This is a genomic window from Streptomyces flavofungini (assembly GCF_041028215.1).
Taxonomy (GTDB): domain Bacteria; phylum Actinomycetota; class Actinomycetes; order Streptomycetales; family Streptomycetaceae; genus Streptomyces; species Streptomyces flavofungini_B.
The window spans coordinates 1-3146 of sequence record NZ_JASKYR010000850.1; the positions used below are offsets into that span (position 1 = coordinate 1).

2 protein-coding genes and 1 pseudogene are annotated in these 3146 nt (G+C 72.4%); 2 read left to right on the forward strand and 1 reads right to left on the reverse strand.

All coding sequences use genetic code 11. The annotated features are described in order from the left end of the window. A partial coding sequence (locus tag AB8Z36_RS35485) for a serine/threonine-protein kinase (protein ID WP_369217507.1) occupies positions 1-1144 on the reverse strand: 1144 nt, incomplete at its 3' end. A 440-nt stretch (positions 1145-1584) separates the two neighbouring features. On the opposite strand from AB8Z36_RS35485, the gene AB8Z36_RS35490 reads away from it, so the two are divergent. After that, on the forward strand, positions 1585-2784 hold the full coding sequence (locus AB8Z36_RS35490; RefSeq protein WP_369217508.1) for an ROK family transcriptional regulator: 1200 nt from the start codon (positions 1585-1587) through the stop codon (positions 2782-2784). 122 nt (positions 2785-2906) lie between these two features. Beyond that, positions 2907-3146 (forward strand): annotated as a pseudogene (locus tag AB8Z36_RS35495) (ABC transporter substrate-binding protein); the annotation flags it as partial.

Below are 3146 nucleotides of genomic sequence, written 5' to 3' on the forward strand. Positions count from 1 at the left end.
GTGCCGAGGCCGTCGCGCTGACCCTCGGGCGGGCGCCGGTGGTGCCGGTGCCGCCCTCGCCCGAGGTGAGGCTGATGACGGCGGTGGCGGTCAGCGCGCCGACCACGAGGGCGCCCACGGCGGCCAGGGCGAGTCCGCGCCGCGACGGCCCGGGCGCGGGGGGTGCGGGCGGTGCCTCGATGACGACGGGGGGACCCGCGTCCCGGCCGTCCGCCCGGTCCACACGGTCCGCCGATTCCGCGCGGCTCGCCAACTCCGCCCGCAACCGGGCGATCTCGGCCTGCTGCGCCGCGATCAGCTCGTGCACCTCGGTCGGCCAGGGCCGCGCGGACGGCGTGATCCGGCCGATGTCCGTCAGGAGCTGGGCCGGTGTGGGCCGCTCGGCCGGGTCCTTGGCCAGGCAGCGGGCCACCAGCGGGCGGACGGACGCGGGCAGCCCGGAGAGATCGGGCTCGGTGTGCACGACGTTGTAGAGGGTCTGCGGCATGCCGGGTCCGGCGAAGGGACCGCTGCCCGTACACGCCATGACCAGCACCGACCCCAGCGAGAACACGTCGCTGGCCGGGCCGAGGGGCCGTCCCTCGGCCTGCTCGGGGGACATGAAGCCGGGGGAGCCGACCACCCACCCCGAGTTGGTCAGCTCGGTGCCCTCCGCGCTGTCGGCGGCCCGTGCGATGCCGAAGTCGATCACCCGGGGGCCGTCGTCGGCGAGCAGGACGTTGGACGGCTTCAGGTCCCGGTGCACGAGCCCGGCCCGGTGGATGTCGACGAGGGCGGCGGCCAGCCCCGTCGCCATGCGCAGCACCGCCTCCTCCGGCAGCGCGCCCAGCTCCGTCACCGCCTGCTGGAGCGAGGGTCCCGGCACGAACTCCGACGTCAGCCAGGGTTCGGCGGCATCCGCGTCGGCGTCGATCACCGCCGAGGTGTGGGTGCCCGACACCTTGCGGGAGGCCGCGACCTCGCGGCGGAACCGGGCCCGGAAGCCGTCGTCCGCGACGAGCTGGGTGTGCACCTGCTTCAGCGCGACGAGGCTGCCGTCGGGGGCGCTGCTCAGCAGGACCCGTCCCATGCCGCCCCGGCCGAGCTCCGCGATCGTGCGGTACCGCCCGACCTCCGCAGGATCGGTCGCCGTCAGTCGTTCCACCGTGCCCCCCGGTTGCCGTGTCGCCCCGTCGCCAGCTGTCCCGCCGTTCACGTCCTGCTGTCCTGCTGTCCCGCTCTCCCGTGCCTCCTGGATCTGACGCACCGTCTGACAACGTAGGGAACAGAGGGCCCGGATGTCCCGGCCATGGACAAGGTCGGCCGATTCCGACACCTCTTACACACAAGAGCCTCACGAGGGGCCGGGAGGCCGAGGGGCCGGTGCGGTCCCGGGGGTGCGATGCGGAGCAGGTCCGTCCAGTGCGCGGGGTCCGGGGGCGGCGAGGCGGGCCGGGCCGGATCTCCGTCAAGGACTTGACTGCGGCATCTCCTACAGCCGAGTTTGGAGTTCACAACTTGTACATGGCCCGGTACCCGCCTCGCGGGCCGGCGTCACGGGTGGCTTCGGGGTCGCCCGAAATAGGGCAAAGGGTGGATGAGTCAATGGAGACTCCGGGGTCGCAGTCCTCTCTGCACCGGGCCAATCTGGAGCGGGTCGTACGCGCCGTGCGGCTCGCCGGATCGCTCACGCAGGCGGAGATCGCGAGAGCGACGGGCCTGTCGGCCGCGACGGTCTCCAACATCGTCCGCGAGCTGAAGGACGGCGGAACCGTCGAGGTCACGCCCACGTCGGCGGGCGGCAGGCGGGCCCGCAGCGTCTCGCTCAGCGGGGACGCGGGCATCGTCATCGGCGTCGACTTCGGCCATACGCACCTGCGTGTGGCGGTCGGCAACCTCGCCCACCAGGTGCTCGCCGAGGAGTCCGAGCCGCTGGACGTGGACGCCTCGGCCGCGCAGGGCTTCGACCGGGCCGAGCAACTGGTCAGCAGGCTGATCGCGGCCACCGGTGTGGACCGCGAGAAGATCGCCGGGGTCGGGCTGGGCGTGCCGGGGCCCATCGACGTGGAGTCCGGGACGCTCGGCTCGACGTCGATCCTGCCGGGCTGGACCGGCACCAAGCCCGCCGAGGAGCTCGGCGCCCGCCTCGGGGTCCCGGTGCACGTGGACAACGACGCCAACCTCGGTGCCCTGGGCGAGCTGGTCTGGGGCAGCGGCCGCGGGGTGCGGGACCTGGCGTACATCAAGGTCGCGAGCGGGGTCGGCGCGGGCCTCGTGATCAGCGGGCGGATCTACCGGGGGCCCGGCGGCACGGCCGGGGAGATCGGGCACATCACCCTGGACGAGTCGGGCCCGGTCTGCCGCTGCGGCAACCGCGGCTGCCTGGAGACCTTCACCGCGGCGCGGTACGTCCTGCCGCTGCTCCAGTCCTCGCACGGCACGGACCTGACCATGGAGCGGGTGGTCGGCCTCGCGCGGGACGGCGACCCGGGGTGCCGACGGGTGATCGCGGACGTCGGGCGGCACGTCGGCAGCGGCGTGGCCAACCTCTGCAATCTGCTGAACCCCTCCCGGGTGGTGCTCGGCGGGGACCTCGCGGAGGCCGGTGAGCTGGTCCTCGGGCCCATCAGGGAATCCGTGGGGCGCTATGCGATCCCGAGCGCGGCGCGGCAGCTCACCGTCCTTCCCGGGGCTCTCGGCGGGCGCGCGGAGGTGCTCGGCGCGCTGGCTCTAGCCCTCAGCGAGATGGGCGATTCGACCCTTTTGGACGGAACCATGCCCGCGGGCGCACCTGCCTTCACTTAGATAACGCATGGCACCGTTGTCATCTCGTTAAGGATTTACTCCTTGACGCTGGTGTGGCGGCCGAGTTGACTTCGAGCCACCTCGGCCGCAACGACGCGGCCTCGTCAGGGAGGCACCCCGAAATGAACGCAATGACGCGTCGCGTCGTCATAGGCACCGCCGCGGTTTCGATGGCACTGGCCATGACCGCCTGTGGCAAGGCCGGAGACGGTGACGACGGCGGCGACGGCAAGACCATCGGTCTGCTGCTCCCCGAGAACAAGACCACGCGCTACGAGACCTTCGACCGCCCCATCATGGAAGCGAAGATCAAGCAGCTCTGCTCGGACTGCGAGGTCAAGTACAACAACGCGGCTCAGGAC

Coding starts and splice junctions, on each gene's coding strand:
- AB8Z36_RS35490 (WP_369217508.1), top strand. CDS start 1,585: ATGGAGACTCCGGGGTCGCAGTCCTCTCTGCACCGGGCCAATCTGGAG.